This is a genomic window from Demequina sp. NBRC 110055 (assembly GCF_002090135.1).
Classification (GTDB): Bacteria; Actinomycetota; Actinomycetes; order Actinomycetales; family Demequinaceae; genus Demequina.
In genome coordinates, this window is the sequence record NZ_BBRL01000009.1 from 187,056 (window position 1) to 208,461 (window position 21,406).

Here is a 21,406-nt window from a genome sequence, read left to right on the forward strand (position 1 = left end):
TCAGCCGATCAGCCGCGCGGCCTCAGCCCACCACTCGAGCCTGCTCGCGCGGCCGTCGTAGGAGGCGCGTCCCTGATTGCGCCCGGACGGGCTCGGCAGCACGACCACCCTCGCGCCCGCAAAGGTCCAATTTTGCACGCCAAGCCCCGGCGGCCGTTCACCCAGGTATCGCGCGGCGGCCTTGCCCGCCTCCTTGGAGGTAAAGGCGATCCAGGCGGGCCGATGCACCGTCACCTTCGCCTCCAGCCCTTCGGCGTCGTACGGCAGGCCCTTGTCATGGGACTGAGCCATGGTCTTGACGAGGTCCGTGAGGCCGATGCCGTACTCGGCCACCCGATCATCGTCACCCGGGGTGAGCGGCTCGGGGACGAATCCGGCCTCGTACAGCAGGCTCCAGAAGCGGTTGCCCGGGCCCGCGTAGTAGTGCCCTCGCGACGCCGAGACCAGGCCGGGAGCGGTGCCGCAGAAGACCACCCTCAGCCCCGGAACCAGGCGATCGGGCAGGACCGGGCCGGCCACGGCCATTGTTAGTGAGCGAGCAGCGCCGCCACGTGAGGCGCGAGCGCACGGAAGGCGGCGCCTCGGTGGGACACCGCGTTCTTGGTCGCGGCGTCGAGCTCCGCGTTGGACAGCGTCTGCCCCTCGCCCACAAAAATCGGGTCGTAGCCGAAGCCTTGCTCGCCGCGCGGCTCGCGCAGCAAGGTGCCGGGCTGGCGGCCCTCGCACACGATCTCCTCACCGGCGGGCGTCACGAGAACGGCCGCACACACGAAGGCGGCGCCCCGGTGCTCGTCGGGGATGTCGGCCATCTGCGCGAGCAAGAGGTCAAGGTTGGCCTGGTCCGCGCCGTGCTGGCCCGACCACAGCGCCGAGAAGATACCCGGCGCGCCGCCCATGATGTCCACGGCGATGCCCGAGTCGTCCGCGATCGCGGGCAGTCCGCTCGAGGCGGCCAGGGCGCGCGCCTTGATGAGGGCATTCTCGACAAAGCTGGTGCCGTCCTCGACGGGGCTCGGCGCGCCCAGCTCACCCGCGGAGGCGACGTCCTCGCGCGTGAGGGAGGGCACCGAGGGAGCCAGGATCGCCCAGATCTCCCCCACCTTGTGGGCGTTGTGGGTCGCGATCGCGAGGCGCGCGGTCATCGGACCGGACCCTCCAGGGAGTCGAGCGCGGCAACCTGCAGGCGGGCCAGCTCGGCGTTGCCGGCCGTCGCGAGCGCGAGCAGCTCGTCGAGCTCCGCCTTCGAGAACGGCTTGCCCTCGGCGGTGCCCTGCACTTCGACGAAGCCGCCGTCGCCGGTCATGACCACGTTCATGTCGGTCTCGGCGCGCACGTCCTCGACGTAGGGCAGGTCGAGCATGGGGGTGCCGTCGATGATGCCCACCGAGATGGCCGAGACCGAGCCGGTCAGGGGCGCGGCGCCGGGGGCGATGAGGCCCTGGGCCCGGCCGTATGCGACGGCGTCCGCGAGCGCCACATAGGCGCCGGTGATGGCCGCGGTGCGCGTGCCACCGTCGGCGTCGAGCACGTCGCAGTCGAGGACGATGGTGTTCTCGCCCAGCGCCTTCACGTCGACGATCGCGCGCAGCGACCGACCGATGAGGCGCGAGATCTCCATGGTGCGCCCGCCGATCTTGCCGCGCACCGACTCGCGGTCGTTGCGAGTGTTAGTGGCGCGCGGGAGCATCGCGTACTCGGCGGTCACCCAGCCCTCGCCGGACCCCTTCTTCCACCGCGGCACGCCCGCGGTGAACGAAGCGGAGCACAGCACGCGGGTGCCGCCGAATGTCACGAGGCACGACCCCTCGGCGTTCTTCTGGAAGCCGCGATCAAACGAGACGGGGCGAAGCTGGTCGGGCGTGCGCCCATCGGCGCGGGTGTTGTCGCTCATGCGACGAGCCTAACGGCGCAGCGGGTTGCAGCCGCGCGTCGGCCCGCAGCGCTACAGCTCGACGCGCAGGCCGGGGTGAGCCAGGTCAATGGGACCGTCATAGGCGCTCGCGGCCTCGGCGTGCACGCTCGGGCAGTCCGTCCACGGCGGGATGTGCGTGAGGATGAGGCGGCCCGCGCGGGCGCGCTCGGCGACCTGCCCCGCCGCGAGGCCCGTGAGGTGGAGCCCCTCGGGCGCATCGTCGGTCTCGAGGAACGACGCCTCGCACAGCAGCACGTCGGCATCGGCCGCGGCGACCTCGAGCCCGTCACACTCGTCCGTGTCACCCGAGTACGTGAGGATGGCCGATGCGGTGGCGGGGTCCTCGCTCGGCCCCTCGATACGGAAGGCGTACGCGGGCACGGGGTGACGGACCGACTCGACCGTCACGAGCATCGGCCCGATCCGGGTATGGCCCGACGCCTGCCAGACCACGCACGGCAACGCGGCGGAGTGCTCGTCGGTGCCCTTGAGCTGCGCGATGCGGCCCGCGGTGCCAAACGGGCCGTAGACCGTCACGGGCTCGGCGGGGCCGTCGGGGTGATAGCTGAGGTACGTGTCGAGGTGCGCGAGGTCCGCGCAGTGGTCGGGGTGCAGGTGGCTGATGAGCACGGCGTCCAGGTCCCGCGGGTCGCAGAAACGCTGCAGCACGCCCAGCGCACCCGAGCCGGCGTCGAGCAGGACGCGCCACGTGCGGCCGTCGGCGTCGTCGGCCTCAAGGAGGTAGCTGCTCGACGGTGACGCGGGGCCGGGCACGGAGCCCGACGAGCCGATGACGGTCAGCCTCATGCCCCCACCTTGCCGATCGTCTCGACGCTTGTCACGACGGGGCCGAGGAAGCGCTGCGCGAGGGCCTCGAAGCGCGCGGTCTCGCCCGTCGCGGAGAAGCGGTGCTCGGGGATGGCGCCCGTGTCGCGGCCCAGGCCGTGGCGCGTCAGCGAGCGGAAGACGTCGATCGCGGTCTCGGTGGCGGAGTCCACAAGCGTCACGTCGGGGCCCATGACGTAGCCGATGGCGCCCTGCAGCATCGGATAGTGGGTGCAGCCCAGAATGAGGGTGTCGACGTCGGCGGCCTGCAGCGGCGCGAGGTACTCGCGGGCCACCTCGATCACCTCGGGACCGGACGTGATCCCGGCCTCGACCAGTTCAACGAAGCGCGGGCAGGCCTGTGAGAACACCTCGACGCCGGGCGCGGCCGCGAGCGCGTCATCGTACGCGCCGCTCGTGACGGTCGCGGTGGTGCCGATCACGCCGACGCGCCCCGACTTGGTCAGCGTCGCGGCACGGCGCACGGCGGGCACGATCACCTCGACCACGGGCACGCCACGCTCGGTCGCGAAGCGCTCTCGCGCATCACGCAGCACCGCCGCCGACGCGGTGTTGCACGCGATCACCAGCATCTTGACGCCCTCGGCGACCAGCGAATCCATGATGTCGAGCGCGTGGCGGCGCACATCCGAGATCGGCAGCGGACCGTAGGGGCCGTAGGCGGTGTCGCCCACGTAGTGGATGGACTCGTGCGGAAGCATGTCCATGATGGCGCGAGCGACCGTGAGGCCTCCCACGCCGGAATCGAACACCCCGATGGGCGCGTCAGACATCCTGCTCCTCTTCTGGTGCGATGAGGCACTGCAGCAGTGACTCCTGGAGCCACGTCAGCGCCTGGTACAGCATCCCGAGCCACACGCGCTCGGGGTCCACGCCCAGGTCATCATGGGCGTCGGTGTCCATGGCATGGGTCGCGAGTTCGATCTCGGCATGGAGCCGCTCGGCATCCTCGTCGGTATCCAAACCGAGGCGTGCCGCGAGGACGAGGCGCACGTCCGTGAGGGCCGCTGCAGTGGCCATCGCGTCCGCGAGGCTCACCTCCCAGGCCTCGCCCGGCTGGTTCAGTTGCTCCCCTATGGCGCGCAGACGCCCGGCCTTGGTGGCGCGCAGGTCAGGTTCGGTGAGGCGGCGGAACTCGGCGGCGACCTCGTCGTCCTCGCGCGAGGCGCTCGGTAGCAGTCGCCTGAGGGCCGGGTCGGAGGGCTCCGTGGGGGTGTCGTCGAGCCCCGCGATGGAACGGAAGAGGGCGTCGGCCTCGCCTCGCATGCCGGTCGGCTCGCCGAGCCCTTCCGCGCCCGTGTCACCGAAGGCATCGGCGCCCAGCAGTTCCGCGACGTCGGCGACGATGCGGGAGATGACGGTGCTTTCCTCGTCGTCGAGGTAGGCGACGGCGGCGCCGTCGGTGACGGTGAAGCCCCTCATGCGCCGCTCCGCTGCAGTGTGGCCCACAGCCCATATCCGTGCATGGCCTGGACGTCCACCTCCATGCGCTCGCGACCGCCGGTGCTGACGACGGCGCGTCCGCGTTCGTGGACCTCACGCATGCGCGCCTCGGCCTCCTCGCGGGTGAACTGAAAGTAGGTCTGGAACACGTGGGTGACGTAACTCATGAGGTTGACGGGGTCGTTCCACACGATGGTGACCCAGGCGTCGTCGAGGCGGGTCGCGACGGCGCCCTCGCGTTCGATCTGCTCCTCGGTGCTCACGGCTCTTAGCCTAAGCGCGGGTGGCGCCGAGGGGCGGGAGGCAGGTCAGTCGTCGCCGTCCTCGGGACCGAAGCGGCCATCAATGATCTCCTTGCACGCGGGGCACACGGGGAAACGCTTGGGGTCACGACCTGGCACCCACACCTTGCCGCACAGGGCGATCACGGGCTCGCCGGACATGGCGGACTCCATGATCTTCTCCTTGCGCACGTAGTGCGCGAAGCGCTCGGCATCGCCGGGCTCGATAAGCTCCTGCTGCTCGACGCGCTCGATGGTGGCGGTGCCGCCCTGCGGCTGCTGGGTTTCCGGTGCACTCGGCTCGCTCATGCGGCCCAGTCTACGACCCTCGTTCGCCGCACCATCTGCGATCAGCTGACGCGTGCGAGGAGGCTTCCCGCGCGCTGGTCGTACAGCGTCCCTGCCAGCCTGAGACCGCCGAGGAGGAACGCCGCTCCGAACACCAGGCCGGTCCCGAGGGACACCCAGCCCCAGCCGGCGTGCACCGTGAGCGCCAGCACGAGCGGCACCGTCACCAACGGCAGCACCAGCATGGTCGCGGCCGAGGACAGCAGCTGGGCACCCAGGGATGCGCCCAGCGACCCCACCTCGGCCCCGAAGGGGTTCTCCCCGGGCGCGGGCGCGCGGTACGGCAGCAGCACCGAGGTCACGGAGGCGACGCCCAGGGTGGCGCCGAGGGTGCCGAGGGTGGCGCCGACGAGGCCGGGCGCCGCATACCAGCGTCCCGTCCACGCGAGGATGCCCGCGGCGGCGAGCAGGGTCGCGGGCACCGCCCAGACGAGGACCGCCTGCGCCCGTCCCGCCATCACCGCCCGGCCACGAGAGCCCGAGACGATGTCGAGCCACAGCGCCGTGTGGTCGTACGCGACGTCGTTGTGGCGTCCCCAGCCGATGGAGGCCGCAAGCATGACGGGCGCCACGAAGGCCCACCGGGTATCGAGGCCCAGCACCGGCATGGCGATCGCGAAGAAGATGACGGGCAGGGTGATGACACCGGCAGCGGCAACGAGATAGCGGGCGTCCGTCCCCCATGACACGAGCATGCGGGCACGCACGGCGCGCGTGGGCTCGTCGGCTCGCCACAGCCCGGCCAAGCGCGACCAGCGCGAGGCACCGGACGTGCCGTCCGAGGGGAGGTCACTCGCGGAGGCGAGGATCGCGTCGGCCCTGCGCCTGCGACCGCCGCCACGGTGCACGGGGTTGACCAGCGCATGCGCGATCGAGTCCCGCCATGCCAGCGCGAGAACCGCGACGGTGCCGGCCATGAGAGCGAGCCGCCAACCCGCGGACCACCACCGCCCGTACGTCGCGGACTCGGCAGCCGCCATGCCTGCGCCGACAGGGGTCCGCCCCAGCCATTCCATGAGCGTCTGCGCCTCGTACTGCAGCGCCGAATCGATGCCGTCCCTCAGCGCAATCCACACGACCGAGCCCAGCACGGCGAGCGCGAGGCCCACCGCGAGCAGCAGCACGCCGCGGGTGCGCCTGTCGTTGACGGCCCGCGCCGACCACGCGACGGCGACGCGCGCACCCAGCACCATCACCGCGACTGTCAGCGCCGCGCCCACGAGAGCGACCGCGAGCGCAGCCGCGCTCTCCTCGCGCCAACTGAGCATCAGCACCACGAAGGCGCCCGTGAAGAACAGCGCGGGCGCCGTGAGAAATGCCGCGAGGGTGAGGCCGGGCGCGATCTGCTTGGCGGAGACGCCGAAGGTCGTGAAGCGGCCGGGATCGAGCGTGTCCTCGAGTCCGGTCACGAGCAGCGGCACAGTGATCCAGCCCGCGATGCAGATCGCCGCCACCACGAGAAGGATGTCCGCGCGCACCTCGGCGGACTCGTCGAGCAGCTGCACACTCGCCCACACCACCGCCGGCACCAGCGACAGCGACCACACCGCGCCGCCGATGAGCAGCAGCGCCCGCCACCACTCGCGCACCAACTGGTGGCGCACGGTCGTGTACTTGAGCCTTAGGACTGTCGCAACCACGCCAGGTCCCGCTGGTCCGCGATGTCGCCCACGAGGCCCACGAATCGCGCCTCGAGGTCCTGACCCGCGCGCACCTCGTCGAGCGTGCCGGCCGCGAGCACGTGCCCGTGCCCGACGACGGCGACGTGATCGCACAGGCGCTCGACCAGCGCCATGACGTGGCTGGACATCACGACGGTGCCGCCACTGGCGACGAACTCCTGCAGGATGCGTCGGATGGCGCCAGCCGAGACGGGGTCGACGGCCTCGAACGGCTCGTCCAGGACGAGCACTCGCGGGGCATGCACCAGCGCGCACGCGAGCCCGATCTTCTTGGTCATGCCCGCGCTGTAGTCCGTCACTAGCGTCGAGCCCGCGGCATCGAGGTCGAGCGCCGCCAGCAGGTCGTCGCGACGTTCCCGTACCGTCTCCTTCGGCAAGCCACGCATGAGGCCTGCATAGGAGATGAGCTCGCCGCCGGTGAGGCGATCAAAGCTGTGCAGGCCGTCGGGCAGCACGCCCACCATGGCCTTTGCCCGCGAGGGTTCGCGCCACATGTCGACGCCGTGAATGAGTGCCTGGCCGGAGTCGGGCCTCAGCAGCCCCGTCGCCATCGACAGCGTGGTGGTCTTGCCAGCGCCGTTCGGGCCCACCACCCCGTAAAACGAGTGCGTCGGAATGTCCAGGTCGATGCGGTCCACCGCGAGCGTCGCGCCAAAGCGCTTCGTCAGCGCGCGCAGGGCCATTGCCTGTGTGCGCCCCTCCCCCAGCTGCGTCATGGCGCCAGCCTAAACCCGGGCATCGGCCGTGTTTGCAGGGCCGATGCGATACGCAAGCCGCGTACGCGCCTCACCTTACGAGCCGGCGGCGATGAGGTAGACCGTGTACGCCAACCACAGGGCCAGGAACACGCCGCCCTCCACGCGATTGATACGACCGTCGCGCTTCCAGTGATAGCCCAGGGCGACGAGCATCACCGTCATCAGCATGAGGAAGGGCAGATCGCGGTGGAGCAGGTCGTCGCTGACCATGGCCGGCTGAATGAGGCCCGCGATACCCACGACGCCCAGCGTGTTGAAGAGATTGGAGCCGATGACGTTACCCAGCGCCAGGTCGTTCTCGCCCTTGCGCGCGGCGGCGATCGAGGAGGCGAGTTCGGGCGCCGACGTGCCGATCGCGACGACCGTGAGGCCGATGACGAGGTCGGACCAGCCGAGCGCCTCGGCGATCTCGACGGCGCCCCAGACCAGCAGCCGGGAGCTGAGGACCAGGATGACGAGGCCGACGATCAGCCAGATCCACGCGGCCTTGCGTGACAGCGGGTGGTCGTGCGCGTGGTGGTCGACGTCGACCTCGAGCTGGTCTCCCTGCTGACCGCGCGCCTGCATGATCTGCCAGGTCAGCAGGACGATGAGCAAGAGCACCATGACTGCCGCATCGCCGCTGGACAGTTCTCCGTCGCTCATCAGAAGCCACGCGACGATGGTGACGACGATGAGCAGCGGAAGCTCGTTGCGCAGCACACCGCGCTTGACCACGATGGGCAGCATGATCGCCGTGACGGCGAGGATCAGGCCGATGTTCGCGATGTTGGAGCCGAAGGCATTACCGAGCGCGATCTCGGGCGAGCCGTCCGCAGCGGCAAAGGCCGAGACGACCATTTCCGGCGCCGAGGTGCCAAATCCGATGACGACCATGCCGATCAGCAGTGGCGCCATGCCGAGGTAGCGGGCGACGGTCGAGGCGCCCAGCACGAAGCGGTCGGCGCTCCACGCCAGGACCACGAGACCGACGAGGGTGGCGACGATGGGGACGAGCATGGCCAGAGCCTAACCGTGAGATCTCCCCCGCAAGGGTGGTGACATCTAACCTACGGTCGCGTAGGGTTGCCCGAAACGTCCGACGGACGTGTGGCATCGGCCCCTCCGACGCCACCCGAGCCGCCGCCCGCTAACAAAGGACCGCTCATCTCTTCCTCCCCCGCACCCCGGTCCCACGTCAATCCCTTCACCCTGTCCTTCACGGAGGTCGCGCGCACCGTGCGCGACACGGGTCTGCTCCGCCGCTCGTACCACTTTTATGGGTGGTTTGGCGGGGCGCTCGTGCTCGCGTTCGCTGGCGTGGTGACCGGATTCGTCCTGCTGGGCGACTCGTGGTTCCAGCTCCTGATCGCCGCCGCGTTGGGCGTGGTGTTCACGCAGGTCGCGTTCCTCGGCCACGAGGCCTCGCACCGCACGGTCTTCTCGTCCGGCCCCGCCAACGACCGCCTGGGTCGCGTGCTGTCCGCGCTCGTCGTCGGCATCAGCCACCAGTGGTGGATGACGAAGCACTCACGCCACCACGGCAACCCCAACAAGCGCGGCTCCGACCCCGACATCGAGCCGGACACCATCACGTTCGTCGAGGAGGATGCGGCGAAGACGCGCGGCGTCGTGCGCTGGATCAACCAGCGCCAGGGCTGGCTGTTCTTCCCGCTGCTCACCCTCGAGGGCCTGAATCTGCATTACCGCTCCGTGGCCTCGCTGGTCACCCAGGGGACGCGCAAGCAGCGTTGGACCGAGCTGCCGATGATCGCCCTGCACTTCGGGCTCTATCTGGTGCCGGTGTTCCTGTTCCTGCCGCTGGGTCTCGCGTTCGCCTTCATCGGGGTGCAGATGGCCGTCTTCGGCGTCTACATGGGGGCGTCCTTCGCCCCCAACCACAAGGGCATGATGATCGTGCCCGCCGACATGAAGATGGACTTCTTCTCCAAGCAGGTGCTCACCAGCCGCAACATCCGCGGCGGCTGGGCCATGTCGATCCTCATGGGTGGACTCAACTATCAGATTGAGCACCACCTGTTCCCCAACATGGCCCGCCCGCACCTCGCGAAGGCTCGCGAAATTGTGCGCGAATACTGCGAGGCGCATGACGTTCCCTACACCGAGACGTCGCTGATCGAGTCCTACGGGATCGTCATCGAGTACCTCAACCGCGTAGGCCTCGCGGCCCGCGACCCGTTCGACTGCCCCGAACGCATGGCGATGGGGCGCTGACACCACCCGCTCGCTCTCGCCCCCTCGCGTCGCCCCGTGGCGCAGGTGTGGACATTTGCGGCTCGAAACAATCGTTCGTGCCGCATATCAGGCCACCAGGAGCACCCGCTACCCACGCAACAGGGCCCGGCGGCCCCGCCCCCATCGAGGGGCAGGACCGCCGGGCCCTGAGTGCGTCTGAGCCTTAGAGGCTCTGCGCGAGGCGGTAGTACGCGGCGTTCGCGCGCATCTCGGCGGCGAAGCCGGTCAGCGTGGTGTCCTCGTCGATGACGAGCAGCTCCACCTCGCTCATGGTGGCGAAGTCGCGGAACACCTCGACGCCGATCTGGTTCGACATCACCGTGTGGTGTGCGGCACCGGCCTGGATCCAGGCAGTGGTCGACGTCGTGAAGTCCGGGGCGGGCTTCCACACGGCGTGGCCGACAGGCAGCTTGGGCATGGGCGCGGGCAGGTCAACATTCTCGACCACGTTGGCGACCAGGCGGAAGCGCTCGCGCATGTCCGACATGGCGACGACGACGGCGGGGCCGGCGTCGGCCGTGAAGACCAGGCGGACCGGGTCCTCCTTGCCGCCGATGCCCAGTTCGGCGATCGTGAGGCGCGCCTTCTTCGAGGACAGCGCGGGGTTCACCTCGAGCATGTGGGCGCCGAGAATCAGCTCGTTGCCGGGCTCCAGGTGGTACGTGTAGTCCTCCATGAGGCTCGCGCCTCCGGGGAGGCCCGCACCCATGACGGCGGCCGCGCGCACCAGGACGGCGGTCTTCCAGTCACCCTCGGCGCCGAAGCCGTAGCCGTCGGCCATGAGGCGCTGCACGGCGAGACCGGGCAGCTGGCGCAGTTCGCCAAGGTCCTCGAACGAGTCGGTGAAGGCCGTGAAGCCGCCCTCCTCAAGGAACGACCGCAGGCCTAGCTCGACCGCGGCGCCGTAGCGCAGCGACTCGGCGCGCTCGGCGCCGGGCAGAAGCTCCGCGTCGACGTCGTACTCCTCGACGTACTCGGCAACCAGGGCGTCGATGTCGGCATCGGTCTGGGCGTGGACGCGCTCGGCGAGCTCGTTGACCGACCAGGTGTTGATCTGGACGCCCATCTTGATCTCGGCCTCGGTCTTGTCGCCCTCGGTGACGGCGACGAAGCGCATGTTGTCGCCAAAGCGCGCGACGCGCATGTTCTGCGTGGCGTGGCGGCCGGCGGCGGCGCGCACCCAGGTGCCCACGCGCTCCTGCGTGGCGGCGTGCGAGGCGTGGCCCGAGACGGTGGTGCGCGGGATGGCCATGCGGGTCTCGATGTAGCCGAACTCGCGGTCGCCGTGCGCGGCCTGGTTGAGGTTCATGAAGTCGAAGTCGATCTCGCCCCAGGGCAGGTCGACGTTCGCCTGCGTGTGCAGGTGCAGCAGCGGCTTGCTCAGCACGTTGAGGCCCGTGATCCACATCTTGGCGGGGCTGAAGGTGTGCATCCAGGCGATGACGCCGATGACCTTGTCGTTCGCGTTGGCCTCGAGCATCGCGGCGCGGATGCCGTCGCGCGACTTCACGACGGGCTTCCACACGATGCGCGCGGGCACCGCGTCGGCGCCGTCGAGCAGCGCGGCGACCTGCTGCGACTGTTCGGCGACCTGCTTGAGGGTCTCCTCGCCGTACAGGTCCTGGGACCCGGTGAGGAACCAGACCTCGTAGTCGGCGAGGTTCGGGACGATGGAACGGGTGCTCACTTGCTGTCTCCTTCTCCGGCACCGGTGCCGGGCTGTCCGTAGACGTTCTGGTAGCGATCGAACAGGGCGTCGATCTTGTCCTGCGGGATGTCGATCAGGGGGCCGCCCTGGAGGGCGATGTGGGTGGTGCGGGCGACGTCTTCGCACATGACGGCCGCCTTGACGGCGTCCTTGGCGTCCTTGCCGATGGTGAAGACGCCGTGGTTCTGCATGAGGACCGCGCGCGAGCGGTGGCCGTCGAGCGTCGCCACGATGCCGCGGCCGATGCTGTCGTCACCAATGATCGCGAACGGACCGACGGGGATGGGGCCGCCGAATTCGTCGGCCATGCCGGTGATGTGGCACGGGATCTCCTGGCCGCGCGCGGCCCAGGCGGTCGCGTAGGTGGAGTGAGTGTGGACCACTCCCCCGACGTGCTCCATGTTGCGGTAGACGTAGGCGTGCGCGGCGGTGTCTGAGGAGGGCGAGCGGTCCGAGCCGGGCGTGCCGGGAACGACCTCGCCGTCGAGGGTGCACAGGATCATGTTGTCCGCGGCGAGCTCGTCGTAGCTCACGCCCGAGGGCTTGATGACGAACAAGTCCTCGCCGGGCACGCGACCCGAGACGTTGCCGCCGGTCCACACGACCAGCTCGTAGCGCGTGAGTTCGCCGTGCAGCCGCGCGACGTCCTCTCGAATCTTGTCGATGGTCTCCTGGACCGCGGTGCTGAACTGGCTCACATCTGCCTCTCTAAGCGGGTGATTCAACCGGGTGCTACGGCGCTCATCCGCGCGAGCGAGGCATGGGGCCAGGCGTCGTCGTCGGGGCCGTGGCGGCAGCATTGCCGCCAGCGTCGAGCGTCATAGGTGAACGTTAACAGTTGGCCGATGCGCGGGGCCAGTCGGAAGGTCCCGTGTCGGTTGGCGAGGCGGTGGGCGCTCTGGGTCGTCCCCACACGCCTCCCCCCGCCTCCTGACGGGACATGAGAGTCAAAAACGGGCAGAAATCGACTCTGATGTCCCGCTAGGACGCGTGCGGCGGGCGTTCGGCACCTTTAACCCGGAAACAGGGCCTCGATCTCGGTGACCTGCTCCCGGGTGGGCCGCCAGAGTGCCGAGGCGGCGTTCTGGCGGACCTGCTCGGGGCGCGTGGCGCCGGCAATGACCGACGCCACCACCGGGCGCGACAGGAACCATCCGAGCGTCGCCTCAAGCATCGTCACGCCCCAGTCGTCACACAGCGCCTGGTAGGCCTCCATCGCGTCCCAGTCGGCGTTGTCGGCGATGTGCGGGCGCTGGCGTGCGATGCGCGAGTCGGCTGGCCGGTCGGTACGCGTGAACTTTCCCGTGAACAAGCCATTGGCGAGCGGGAAGAACGGCAGAAAACCTGCACCGATGCGGTCGGCCTCGGACAGCCGACCATCCCGTTCCACCTCGCGCGCAACGAGCGACAGCTCATCCTGACTAGAGGCCAGGGCGGGCAGGCTACGGGCGCCAGCCGCGGCATCGGCCGCCCGTAGTTGCTCAGCAGTGAACTGGGAAACGCCATAGGCGCGAATCTTGCCCTCCTCCACGAGCTCCGCGAGGGCGCCGAGGGTGTCCTCGATCGGGACCGAGGGGTCGGGCTGGTGCTGTTGAAAGAGGTCGACGCGGTCGGTCTGCAGGCGCTCCAGCGACGCCTCGCAGGCCGCGCGCAGGTACGCGGGAGATCCCTTCGCACCGAGCTCATCGAGCGGTGTCTCGACCTCGGTGAAGCCGAACTTGGTGGCGAGGATCACCTCGTCGCGCCGGCCGGCGAACGCGTTGCCCATCAGCGTCTCGGACAGGCCCCACTGCCCGCCGTACAGGTCCGCGGTGTCGAAGAAGGTGACGCCCGCGTCGATGGCGGCGTGGATGACCGCGTTGGTGCCGTCCTGCGACTCCGACGCCGTGCCCGAGCGTCCAAAGTTGTTGCACCCGAGTCCCACGGCGGAGACGGTGAAGGGGGCGTGGCCGAGACGTCGCTGTTCCATGCCTGCCACGCTACTGCGCCTCCGGCCCGGCGCGTGTCGGTGGCCTGTGCTGGAATGGGCGTAGCCGTCCTGGGGAGGGACTCATGGCCATGCTTCCGCGCACCGCGGTGGTCGTCGTGCACGGCATCGGCGAGCAGGAACCGCTCGACACGTTGCTGTCGTTCGTGGGCCGCGGCGCCGATCCCGCCGCCGCCCGTACCGATGCGCCCGCTCCCCTGCGCGCGACCTCCGTGCCGTCCGCGGGCATGATCGACGAGGGCGACGGCGTGGTCGATGCCGCCGCGGGCGACCGTCGCTTTGTGTTGCCGGATCGGCTTGCCGGAACATCGTTCGGACGCATCGTGTCTGTCGACATGCGCCACCGCATCCGCGATCTCCCCGATGTCGATGGCGCCGAGCCGCGCAGCTGGTCGCGCACCACCCACTTCTACGAGTACTACTGGGCCTATCGATTCCGGGACACCGCCTGGAGGCACCTGCCGTCGTTCGTGATGCGCCTGGTCTCGGCCGACCGCGGTGGGTTGCTCGACGGCTTCATGAAGGGCTACGGGCCCGCACCCGTGCATGCGGTCTCGGCACGCACGGACCGGCTCGCGCGCGCCGCGGCCATCATCCTCGCCCTCGTCACCGGTGTGCTGACGGCGTGGGTCGCCGTCACGGCGACGACCGACGGGCACGCGGGTTGGCTCGCGGCCGGCATCGCGGCGGCGGTCGTCGTTGCGCTCGGCGCCGTCGCCGTCGCACAGCTCGCGGGGGTGCTCACGACCATACGGACGATGCTCTTGGTGGGCCTCACCTCAGCCGTCGGCTATGTGGTGGGGGCCGTCTTTGCCGGGCAGCCGATGGTTGCGGTCGCCCTCGGCGCGGCCGCGGGCGTGGTGGCGGTGGTCGCCATCGCGGGCATAGTGGCCTGGCGGCTCCCACTGCCGGTCGCGGCGGCGCTCGCGCTCGCGACAGTGGCGCTCGCCGTGGCGGCGACAAACCTGGGCGATCCGGATGCGGGCGCGATGTGGGGCGCGCTCGCGGGCGCTCAGAGTTTTCTCGGTGCTGCCATCCCCATCGTCACCGTGCTCGTGGGCGGCTTCGCACTGACAGGTCTGGGCGACGCCGCACGCTACCTGTCGAGCAAGCCCGACAACATCAGCGAGCGCGAGAAGATCCGCGGCGGGCTCGTGGACCTCCTCACGGCCATCGCCGCCGACCGCGACGAGGTGAGCCAACGCTTCACCTATGACCGCATCGTCCTGGTGGGCCACAGCCTGGGCACGGTGATCGCGGCCGATGCGCTTCACGCGTACTGGAACACCGTCGCACCGCAGATGGAGATTCCGCTGTCGCGCGTGAACCTCGACGAGGGCGACCAGGACCCCGCGGTCACGCCTTTCGAGCGGGCGGTCAGGCGGGTGGAGCGCAACGCGGTGGCGGGCGATGAGGCCGGCGCGGATGACGCGGCGATCCACCGCGCCCGGGCCGGCCTCAGCGAGGCGCTGCGCGCGCCGGCGCGCGTCGACGGGCCCGTGAGTGGCGAGGAAACGTCGGAGCCGGCCACGGCATCGGCCATCTCCACCACCGCTGCGAGGTGGATCGTGACCGATCTCGTCACGCTCGCATGCCCCCTCACTCATGCCGAGATCCTCGTGACCGCGGGCAAGGACGCGCTGGCGGAGGCGACGAAGGACCGTTTCCTCGCGACGAGCCCGCCGCAGGTGCAGCAGACCGCCGCGGCCCGCGCGAGCCATCCGCTGCGATACCGGGTGTGGACCGGACTTGCCGGCGCAGACACGTCCCGCCTGCATCAATCCGCCCTGTTTGCCGCGACCTCCTGGACGAACATGTTCTTCACGCACGATCTGGTGGGCGGCGAGTTGGCGTCGCGGTTCGGCGCGGGCGTCGAGGACCATCCGGTGGGTGAGCGACCTGCAACGTTGGGGCAGTTCCTCCGCGCCTACCCCCACAGTTCGTATTGGGGCACGGCTAGCAAGGCGACGGCCGCGGGCCGGGACGAGGTGCTTGCGCGGGTCAAGTCGCTGTGTTTCCCGCGCGACCCGGTGCTCGTGGTGTTCGCCGAGTTGGCCGACCGTGACACGCTCCTGGCGTTCATGGAGGACCTCGCAGGGCTGCACCTCAGCGACCTGGCTCCCGAGCAGGAGGCCGTCGAGCTGCGGGTCCTGGCCCCGATGGCCGACAAGGTCACCCCGGGTACTCCCCGACAGGACTGGCTGTGGCTCGGCCGCCCAGCGCGCATTGCCGCGGCGGATCTGGACGCGGTCGTCGCCTTGGCTCACACCCACGGCTTGCAGCTGCGCCGTAGCGCCCGCGCTGTCGCCGACGAGTCCGACGTGGAGGACGCGAGCGAATAGGACACGCGTCCCGACTCACCGCAGGCAGACCAAAGGCCACCGGCGTTCACCGCCTCAAAGAGGACGGGAGCCGGCGGCCTCTCGGTCACCTACCAGGGATGATAAACGTGGAGATGCGGGGAATCGAACCCCGGTCCGCGTGTACGACGACAGGTCTTCTCCGGGCGCAGTCTGAATACTCAGTGTCTCGGACCCGCACGACCTTCAGACAAGCTGTGCGATGGCCCCAGCCAACTAAGAGTCCCCCACTCCCCGTTGGCGAAGGAGTGGAGCCAGTTCCCTAGATGACGCCAGGGACCAGGTCGGGATCTAGCCTGGACTGACGGACTTCGGGGCTCGCTTAGGCAGCGAGGGCGAAGTCGGTGCGCTTGGAATCGGCACCTATTGGTTTGCCACGAGCGTTAACGAGATAACGTGACGTCCTCGGCCCGCTTCCCCTGAGGAAAGCACACACGTCGAAACCGATCATCCCCTGTGCAGTTGTGCGTACCAGTCTACGCGACGCACCGACATGCTCCAAGGGGGGTGTCAGGACTCGCGTTCGCCGCCCAGTCCCAAGAGCACGACCCAGACCCACTGGGCCGCCTCGGCCGCCGGCGGTCGCTCTTCACGGGAAAGCCAGGCTCCGATGACGCCGATGATCGAACCGGCCACGCCCGCCGCCACCACGTCGGTCGGCACGTCGACCGCATGCGTCTCGTGCCCCTCGGCGGCCGCCATGATCGCGACGTGGAGCTGCTCTCGCAGCCGAGCCAGCACCACCCCGTAACCGGGCTCCGAAAAGACGCGCGCATAGAGGTCGGCGTGGGTCTCGAGGTGCTGCAGGAACTCGACGAGCACGGCGGGAGCCAGCGGAGCCGCGGGATCGATGCCCTCGATCTTGGCGCCCGCCTCCTGCGCAACGAGGTCCAGGGCATCGGCCAGCAGCGTCTCCTTATCGGAATAGTGCTGGTAGAACGTCGACCGATTGACCTCGGCCCGCTCGGCGATGTCGGAGACGCTGACGTGGTCGATGCCGCGCTCGCGTGCCAGGGCGAAGAGCGCCTCTTGCAGGCGCCGCTTGGTCCTCACGATCCGCGCATCCATGCCCCCATTGTGCAGGGCCGATGCCGTGGTCGCCAACCATTAACCGACAAGTGTCGCTTAACGTCGGTCGGCGGGGTTAGGATTGCGAACAGGCATCGTCGCCTCTTTCCCTCCCCCGAGATCCCCGAAAGGCTCTGACGTGGCCCATCTTCTCTTTAGGCTCGGACGCGGCTCTGCGCGCCGGCCCTTCATCGCGATCGTGGCCTGGGTGGTCGCGCTCGCAGCAGCCGCAGGCGCATTCCTCGCCTTCGGCGGCACACTGACCGACTCCTTCTCGATCCCCGGCACCCCCACGCAGCAGGTCACCGACCAGCTGGAGGAGGAACTGCCCAGCACGGGCGGCACCACCGCCCGCGTGGTGTTCCAGACGGAGGATGGCTCGGAGATCTCCACCGATCAGCAGCAGCAGATCGCCGATGCCCTGGCGGGCGTCGAGGAGATCGACGCCGTCTCCGGCACCATCGACCCGTTCGCCACCCAGGCCGAGACCGAGGAACAGCTCGCGCAGCTTGAGGGCGGGGCGGCGCAGATCGACGAGGCCGAGGCGGAGCTGGAGGCCGGCCAGGAGCAGCTCGACGCGGCGCGCGCCGAGGCCGAGGCCGGCCAGGAGCAGCTCGAGGAGGGCCAGGCCCAGCTCGACGCCGCGATCCAGCAGGCGAAGGACGCGGGCCAGTACGAGGCCGCGCAGGCACAGTTTGACGCCCAGCAGGCCGAGCTCGACGCCCAGCGCGCCCAGCTCGAGGAGGGCCTTGCCCAGCTCGACGAGCAGCAGACGCAGATCGATGCCGGCCGCGAGGAACTGACCGCCCAGCGCGAGCAGCTCGAACTCGGTCAGCAGCTCGCCGACAACGCCTCGTCGTTGTCCACCGTTTCCGAGGACGGCTCTACCGCGCTCGCAGCGGTGACCTTCACCGAGGGCGCGCTCACCCTGTCCCAGGAGGACAAGGACGCCGTGATGGAGTCCATCGAGTCCGCACCGCTCGACGGCCTCGAGGTGTTCTTCAGCGCGGACATCGCGACCGAGGTGTCCGGCATCCTCGGCGCCGGCGAGATCGTCGGCGTGCTGCTTGCCCTGGTGGTGCTGTTCGTCATGATGCGCGTGGTGTGGCCCGCCCTGACCCCGATCATCACGTCCGTGGTGGGCGTGGGCGTGGGTGTTGCGGCCTCGCTCGCGCTCTCGGGCTCGGTCGACATGTCCTCGGTCACGCCCGTGCTGGGCGTCATGCTCGCCCTGGCGGTCGGCATCGACTACGCCCTATTCATCATCAACCGCCACCGCCTCAACCTGAAGCGCGGTATGGACGTCAACGAAAGCATCGGCCTCGCGAACGGCACCGCCGGTAACGCGGTCGTCTTCGCGGGCACCACGGTGCTCATCGCGTTGCTCGCCCTCAACGTGACGGGCATCCCGTTCATCGGCGTGATGGGCAACGTCGCGGCCTTCTGCGTCGCCATCGCGGTGCTGGTCGCCATCACCCTGGTCCCGGCGGTGCTGGGTCTGGTGGGCGTGAAGGCGATCTCCAAGCGCTCGCGCGCGAAGATCGGCCAGGCGCACGAGCCAGAGGCCCCCTACACGCCCATGAAGACCGGTCGCGCCGTGCTCGCCGTGATCGGCGGGGTGGTGCTGCTGGGCATCGTTGCGATCCCCTCGGCATCCATGCGCCTGGGCCTTCCCGGCGGCGACCAGGAGCCCCCCGGCTCGACCGCCTACGAGGCTTACACGGCCATCGACGAGAGCTTCGGCGAGGGACTCAACGCCACCCTGCTCGTCACAGCCGACCTCCCCGAGCCCGTGTCCGACGAGGACCTCCTCGCGACTCAGGTGGCGATCGAGAACCAGTTCATGGAGGTCGACAACGTCACGGCGGTCGCACCCGCCGGCGTGTCCGAGGACAACTCGTTCCTCGCGTTCCAGGTAGTTCCCGCGGAGGGTCCCAACGCGGAGTCCACCGAGCAGCTCGTGCACGATATGCGCGCACTGTCGCCCCTCGAGGACGGCACCGAGCTGGGCGTCGCCGGCACCGCGTCGGGCAACATCGACATCTCCGAGAAGCTCTCCGACGCCCTGCCGGTGTACCTCGCGGTGGTCGTGGGCCTGTCGCTCATCATCCTCATCGTGGTGTTCCGCTCGATCCTGGTGCCGCTGATCGCGACGCTCGGGTTCGTGCTGAGCCTGTTCGCCGCGTTCGGCGCCGTCACCGCCGTGTACCAGTGGGGATGGCTGTCCGGACTGTTCGGCGTGACTGCGCCGGGTCCGATCCTGTCGTTCCTGCCGATCATGCTGACCGGCATCCTGTTCGGCCTGGCGATGGACTACCAGCTGTTCATCACCTCGGGCATGCGCGAGGCGTTCGTGCACGGGTCGTCCGCTCGCGAGTCCGTCACGGCGGGTCTCCGTCACGGGCGCGCGGTCGTGACCGCGGCGGCGATCATCATGGCCTCCGTCTTCGGTGGCTTCGTGTTCTCGCACATCGCGATGATCCGACCCATGGGCTTCGGCCTTGCGATCGGCGTGCTGTTCGACGCCTTCGTCATCCGCATGATGGTGGTGCCCTCGCTCATGCACCTCATCGGCGAAAGCGCCTGGTGGATGCCCAAGTGGCTCGACAAGATCCTCCCCAATGTGGACGTCGAGGGCGCCGCCCTCGAGCGCGAGCACCCCGCCCCCGAGGAGGCGACTGCGGCTCAGTCGGCTTCGTAGGTCATCCTCACCGACGGCCCCGGTCTCCACGGAGACCGGGGCCGTCGTCGTTCGTGTGGCCGATGCCACGGCGGGCTTTCGCTCGATACCGTCGGTGATCATGGAAGCCGCCCTCGACGCCGCCCTCGCCCTGCTCCCCCGTCGCCACGAGCGAGTCTGGGTGGCCGTCGCGGACGGCGAGCGGTCTGCGTGGAGGGCGGTGGGGGTCGACGAGGGGGCCGATGCCGAGATCGGCTCGGTCTCGAAGGGCCTCACCGGCATGCTGTACGCCTCCGCGCTCGCGTCGCGGGACGTACGCGCGGACACGCGCCTGGGCGACCTGCTGGATCTGGCGCCGTCACCTGTGGCCGAGGTGACGCTTGGGGCGCTCGCGACGCACCACTCGGGGCTGCCGCGGCTAGGACCCATCGTCGAGGGCCCGTCGCTGCTCAAGCGCCAGTGGGCCCTGTGGCGCCGCGGCGACAATCCGTACGGCGAGGACATCGACGGGCTTCTCGATCAGGCGCGTGCCGCGTCCGTCGGCAAGGCGAAGTTCCGCTACTCAAACCTGGGATTCTCGCTGCTGGGTCATGCCGTGGCCGCGGCTCTCGACGTGGGCTATCCGGAGGCGCTGCGGGCGCGGGTGCTGGCGCCGCTGGGTCTTCGGGATGCGTATGTGGCGCGGTCCGAGGAGGACCTGCGACCGGGTGCGATACGGGGCGTGTCACGGGGTGGGCGGGCGCACTCCCCCTGGGTAGGCGCAGGAATCGCACCGGCGGGCGGGGTCCGGATGACAGCGCCTGACCTGGGCGCGCTGGTGAGCGCGCTCGCGCGCGTGGGGACGGCCGATGCCGGGCTCGTCCCCGGCGGTCTGCCCGTCGACCCGCTCGCGGTGCCGCCTGGTGTGGGCCCGTGGGCGGGAGCGCTCGTGCCCACGGCATCCGTCGGCAAGCGCGGGCCCGCCGCATCGCGCATCGGGGCGGCATGGATGACGTCCGACGTACGAGGCCGTCGGGTCACCTGGCACAACGGCCGTACGGGAGGGTTCGCGTCGTTCGTTGGCGTGGACCGTGCCGCAGGCGTAGCGGTGGGGATCGTGTCAGCCCGCGCGGCTGGCGTCGACCACCACGGGTTCGTCGCGCTCGAGGGACTCCGCGATTCCTGAGGTGGCCACGGCATCGGCGGATGTGCGCTCAACCGAGACATCGGAGACGTCGGCCGCCAAGGCGGCCACGGCATCGGCCCTCCGAGGGCCAGCGATGAAGGTGTAAGCCATCGCCAGGACGACCATGCCTCCTACGAGGTTGCCCAGTCCCACCCACAGCATGTTGGTGCCGAGATCGGCCCACGTCACCTCGACGGTGCTGCCACCCAGGACACCAGCGCCGAAGATGGTCATGTTGGCGACGACGTGCTCGAATCCCGAGGCAATAAATCCGAAGACGCCCCAGAAAATCACGATGGCCTTCGCCGCTTCGCTCTTGACGCGTCCGGCGGCCCAGATCGCGACGCAGACCAGAATGTTGCACATGATGGCGCGGAAGAAGAGCTCGCTCGCGGAGTGGCTCATCTTGGCCGTCAGGATGCCGTCGAGCATGCCGCCGGTGGCCGCGTCGTTGAAAATACCGCTCTGAATGAGCACCCAGGCAAGCACCAACGAGCCGATGAAGTTGCCGATCAGAATGAAGGCCAGCGTGCCCGCGCCTTGCAGCCACGAAATGGTGCGGCGCATCGCTCCCATCGGCAGCACCATCATGGCGCTCGTGGCGAGCTCGGAGCCTGCGAAGACGACAAAGGTGAGGGCGATCGCGAAGACGGCGCCCGAGACCAGGCGCGTCGCGGGATCGCCAGCGATGAAGAAGGGGCCCGCGGCCGAGAACATGACGTAAACGCCGCCCCCGACCCACAGCCCGGCAAGCATGGCGGAGACCAGGAAGCGCAGGGGCCTGTGGGTGGCAGCGACCTTGACAGCGGCCGCCTCGGCCTGGGCGTCGACGGCATCGGGGATCGAGAGCATGTCTACGACGGTAAGCGTCCGCGAGCATCCTGAGCAGGGCCTTTAGTCCGGTGCGAGCTCATCCCCCGGGTGCGACTGCGG

20 protein-coding genes and 1 other RNA gene are annotated in these 21,406 nt (G+C 69.6%); 4 read left to right on the forward strand and 17 right to left on the reverse strand.

The window, feature by feature from the left end; genetic code table 11:
* The 11 genes from B7K24_RS11105 to B7K24_RS11155 form a co-directional block, all read right to left on the reverse strand.
* Entirely contained in the window at positions 1-519 is a 519-nt protein-coding gene (locus B7K24_RS11105; RefSeq protein WP_159449232.1) for a mismatch-specific DNA-glycosylase, read from the reverse strand.
* Positions 520-527: 8 nt separating this feature from the next.
* Positions 528-1,142, reverse strand: a complete 615-nt coding sequence (rdgB, locus tag B7K24_RS11110) for an RdgB/HAM1 family non-canonical purine NTP pyrophosphatase (protein ID WP_084130393.1) — start codon at positions 1,140-1,142, stop codon at positions 528-530.
* A complete protein-coding gene (gene rph / locus B7K24_RS11115; RefSeq protein ID WP_084130394.1) occupies positions 1,139-1,891 on the reverse strand; it encodes a ribonuclease PH in 753 nt (250 codons plus the stop codon). The genes rdgB and rph overlap by 4 nt, the downstream gene beginning before the upstream one ends.
* A 51-nt stretch (positions 1,892-1,942) precedes the next feature.
* Complete coding sequence (locus B7K24_RS11120) at positions 1,943-2,719, reverse strand: MBL fold metallo-hydrolase (RefSeq protein ID WP_084130395.1); 777 nt, start codon at positions 2,717-2,719, stop codon at positions 1,943-1,945.
* The gene (murI, locus tag B7K24_RS11125) at positions 2,716-3,531 is read right to left on the reverse strand and encodes a glutamate racemase (RefSeq protein WP_084130396.1); all 816 of its coding nucleotides are present in this window, start codon (positions 3,529-3,531) and stop codon (positions 2,716-2,718) included. The genes B7K24_RS11120 and murI overlap by 4 nt, the downstream gene beginning before the upstream one ends.
* Positions 3,524-4,180: a DUF2017 family protein gene (locus tag B7K24_RS11130; protein ID WP_084130432.1), complete on the reverse strand. Its 657-nt coding sequence runs from the start codon at positions 4,178-4,180 to the stop codon at positions 3,524-3,526. The genes murI and B7K24_RS11130 overlap by 8 nt, the downstream gene beginning before the upstream one ends.
* On the reverse strand, positions 4,177-4,464 hold the full coding sequence (gene clpS, locus B7K24_RS11135) for an ATP-dependent Clp protease adapter ClpS (protein WP_084130397.1): 288 nt from the start codon (positions 4,462-4,464) through the stop codon (positions 4,177-4,179). Before clpS ends, B7K24_RS11130 begins: the two co-directional genes overlap by 4 nt.
* 45 nt (positions 4,465-4,509) lie before the next feature.
* Entirely contained in the window at positions 4,510-4,791 is a 282-nt protein-coding gene (locus B7K24_RS11140; RefSeq protein WP_084130398.1) for a DUF3039 domain-containing protein, read from the reverse strand.
* A 41-nt stretch (positions 4,792-4,832) separates the two neighbouring features.
* Complete coding sequence (locus B7K24_RS11145) at positions 4,833-6,470, reverse strand: hypothetical protein (protein ID WP_144268266.1); 1,638 nt, start codon at positions 6,468-6,470, stop codon at positions 4,833-4,835.
* Positions 6,452-7,228 carry an ABC transporter ATP-binding protein gene (locus B7K24_RS11150; RefSeq protein ID WP_084130400.1) on the reverse strand — a complete coding sequence of 259 codons (777 nt, stop codon included), beginning with the start codon at positions 7,226-7,228 and terminating at the stop codon, positions 6,452-6,454. The genes B7K24_RS11145 and B7K24_RS11150 overlap by 19 nt, the downstream gene beginning before the upstream one ends.
* Before the next feature lie 75 nt (positions 7,229-7,303).
* Positions 7,304-8,269: a calcium/sodium antiporter gene (locus B7K24_RS11155; RefSeq protein ID WP_084130401.1), complete on the reverse strand. Its 966-nt coding sequence runs from the start codon at positions 8,267-8,269 to the stop codon at positions 7,304-7,306.
* Between the two features lie 147 nt (positions 8,270-8,416).
* Here B7K24_RS11155 and B7K24_RS11160 point away from each other — a divergent pair, with 147 nt between their 5' ends.
* A complete protein-coding gene (locus tag B7K24_RS11160; protein WP_234986687.1) occupies positions 8,417-9,484 on the forward strand; it encodes an acyl-CoA desaturase in 1,068 nt (355 codons plus the stop codon).
* A gap of 184 nt (positions 9,485-9,668) precedes the next feature.
* Here B7K24_RS11160 and araA read toward each other — a convergent pair whose 3' ends face one another.
* The 3 genes from araA to B7K24_RS11175 form a co-directional block, all read right to left on the reverse strand.
* Positions 9,669-11,192, reverse strand: coding sequence for an L-arabinose isomerase (gene araA, locus B7K24_RS11165; RefSeq protein ID WP_084130403.1), 1,524 nt, complete (start codon positions 11,190-11,192; stop codon positions 9,669-9,671).
* A complete protein-coding gene (locus B7K24_RS11170; protein WP_234986682.1) occupies positions 11,189-11,911 on the reverse strand; it encodes an L-ribulose-5-phosphate 4-epimerase in 723 nt (240 codons plus the stop codon). Before B7K24_RS11170 ends, araA begins: the two co-directional genes overlap by 4 nt.
* Positions 11,912-12,225: 314 nt before the next feature.
* The gene (locus B7K24_RS11175) at positions 12,226-13,182 is read right to left on the reverse strand and encodes an aldo/keto reductase (RefSeq protein WP_200808337.1); all 957 of its coding nucleotides are present in this window, start codon (positions 13,180-13,182) and stop codon (positions 12,226-12,228) included.
* 83 nt (positions 13,183-13,265) lie between these two features.
* Between B7K24_RS11175 and B7K24_RS11180 the strand changes: the two genes are divergently transcribed.
* Positions 13,266-15,542 carry a hypothetical protein gene (locus tag B7K24_RS11180; RefSeq protein ID WP_084130406.1) on the forward strand — a complete coding sequence of 759 codons (2,277 nt, stop codon included), beginning with the start codon at positions 13,266-13,268 and terminating at the stop codon, positions 15,540-15,542.
* A 105-nt stretch (positions 15,543-15,647) separates the two neighbouring features.
* Here the strand turns inward: B7K24_RS11180 and ssrA are convergent.
* Both ssrA and B7K24_RS11190 read right to left on the reverse strand, forming a co-directional pair.
* Positions 15,648-16,015, reverse strand: a transfer-messenger RNA (tmRNA) gene (gene ssrA, locus B7K24_RS11185).
* Between the two features lie 55 nt (positions 16,016-16,070).
* A complete protein-coding gene (locus B7K24_RS11190) occupies positions 16,071-16,628 on the reverse strand; it encodes a TetR/AcrR family transcriptional regulator (protein ID WP_084130407.1) in 558 nt (185 codons plus the stop codon).
* A gap of 139 nt (positions 16,629-16,767) precedes the next feature.
* Here B7K24_RS11190 and B7K24_RS11195 point away from each other — a divergent pair, with 139 nt between their 5' ends.
* Both B7K24_RS11195 and B7K24_RS11200 read left to right on the forward strand, forming a co-directional pair.
* On the forward strand, positions 16,768-19,329 hold the full coding sequence (locus tag B7K24_RS11195; RefSeq protein WP_084130408.1) for an MMPL family transporter: 2,562 nt from the start codon (positions 16,768-16,770) through the stop codon (positions 19,327-19,329).
* A gap of 100 nt (positions 19,330-19,429) precedes the next feature.
* Positions 19,430-20,473 carry a serine hydrolase gene (locus B7K24_RS11200; protein WP_084130433.1) on the forward strand — a complete coding sequence of 348 codons (1,044 nt, stop codon included), beginning with the start codon at positions 19,430-19,432 and terminating at the stop codon, positions 20,471-20,473.
* Here the strand turns inward: B7K24_RS11200 and B7K24_RS11205 are convergent.
* Positions 20,408-21,325 carry a formate/nitrite transporter family protein gene (locus B7K24_RS11205; protein WP_084130409.1) on the reverse strand — a complete coding sequence of 306 codons (918 nt, stop codon included), beginning with the start codon at positions 21,323-21,325 and terminating at the stop codon, positions 20,408-20,410. The two genes, B7K24_RS11200 and B7K24_RS11205, sit on opposite strands and share 66 nt — an antisense overlap.
* Between the last annotated feature and the right edge of the window lie 81 nt (positions 21,326-21,406).

Excerpts from the sequence above, each read along its gene's own strand:
- rdgB (WP_084130393.1), bottom strand. The coding sequence starts at position 1,142 with ATGACCGCGCGCCTCGCGATCGCGACCCACAACGCCCACAAGGTGGGG.
- rph (WP_084130394.1), bottom strand. The coding sequence starts at position 1,891 with ATGAGCGACAACACCCGCGCCGATGGGCGCACGCCCGACCAGCTTCGC.
- B7K24_RS11120 (WP_084130395.1), bottom strand. The coding sequence starts at position 2,719 with ATGAGGCTGACCGTCATCGGCTCGTCGGGCTCCGTGCCCGGCCCCGCG.
- murI (WP_084130396.1), bottom strand. The coding sequence starts at position 3,531 with ATGTCTGACGCGCCCATCGGGGTGTTCGATTCCGGCGTGGGAGGCCTC.
- B7K24_RS11130 (WP_084130432.1), bottom strand. The coding sequence starts at position 4,180 with ATGAGGGGCTTCACCGTCACCGACGGCGCCGCCGTCGCCTACCTCGAC.
- B7K24_RS11140 (WP_084130398.1), bottom strand. The coding sequence starts at position 4,791 with ATGAGCGAGCCGAGTGCACCGGAAACCCAGCAGCCGCAGGGCGGCACC.
- B7K24_RS11150 (WP_084130400.1), bottom strand. The coding sequence starts at position 7,228 with ATGACGCAGCTGGGGGAGGGGCGCACACAGGCAATGGCCCTGCGCGCG.
- B7K24_RS11155 (WP_084130401.1), bottom strand. The coding sequence starts at position 8,269 with ATGCTCGTCCCCATCGTCGCCACCCTCGTCGGTCTCGTGGTCCTGGCG.
- B7K24_RS11175 (WP_200808337.1), bottom strand. The coding sequence starts at position 13,182 with ATGGAACAGCGACGTCTCGGCCACGCCCCCTTCACCGTCTCCGCCGTG.
- B7K24_RS11180 (WP_084130406.1), top strand. The coding sequence starts at position 13,266 with ATGGCCATGCTTCCGCGCACCGCGGTGGTCGTCGTGCACGGCATCGGC.
- B7K24_RS11190 (WP_084130407.1), bottom strand. The coding sequence starts at position 16,628 with ATGGATGCGCGGATCGTGAGGACCAAGCGGCGCCTGCAAGAGGCGCTC.
- B7K24_RS11200 (WP_084130433.1), top strand. The coding sequence starts at position 19,430 with ATGGAAGCCGCCCTCGACGCCGCCCTCGCCCTGCTCCCCCGTCGCCAC.
- B7K24_RS11205 (WP_084130409.1), bottom strand. The coding sequence starts at position 21,325 with ATGCTCTCGATCCCCGATGCCGTCGACGCCCAGGCCGAGGCGGCCGCT.